The organism is Bradyrhizobium sp. NBAIM08 (assembly GCF_020193935.1).
GTDB classification, from domain to species: Bacteria; Pseudomonadota; Alphaproteobacteria; order Rhizobiales; family Xanthobacteraceae; genus Bradyrhizobium; species Bradyrhizobium yuanmingense.
In genome coordinates, this window is sequence record NZ_JADYVR010000259.1 from 1 (window position 1) to 458 (window position 458).

Here is a 458-nt window from a genome sequence, read left to right on the forward strand (position 1 = left end):
CCGGATACTGGACGTGGGAGCGCTCCCACCGGGCGAGCCATGAAGCTCCCAGCCGGGGCCAGGGTCCGGGCGCGGCGGCCGGTGTCAGGGCGATGGTGGTTTCGGTCTTGACCCCGGTGCCTGCTCCGCGCGCGACATGCCAGCCCGCGGCCAGCAGCGCGGCCCGGACCGCAGTGGAAGTGCTGTAGGTGAAGAGGGCACAGGGTTTTTCCTGCAAGGCATCCAGCAGACTCTGGAACGCTGCCAGGGTCCACTCGTCCCCGTGGGTCTTGCTGGAAAACATGTCATAAAAAATGAAATCCGGGCCGGCCGGTGCCTGGGTCAGGACTTCGCGGAAATTGCCAGGAACCAGGTGCCACGAGAGCCGGGGAAAACGCCTCGAATGCCAGACGTGGCGGATGGCGAGGGCATCGGCCGCGCCGTGATTCAGATAGGGAAACCGGCGCTTGTGCCTCAGG

At 66.2% G+C, this 458-nt stretch carries 1 protein-coding gene; it reads right to left on the minus strand.

Annotation, left to right across the window (positions count from 1 at the left end):
- On the minus strand, positions 1 to 458 hold a 458-nt coding region (locus I6F37_RS39385), incomplete at both ends, for an MnmC family methyltransferase (RefSeq protein ID WP_225154285.1).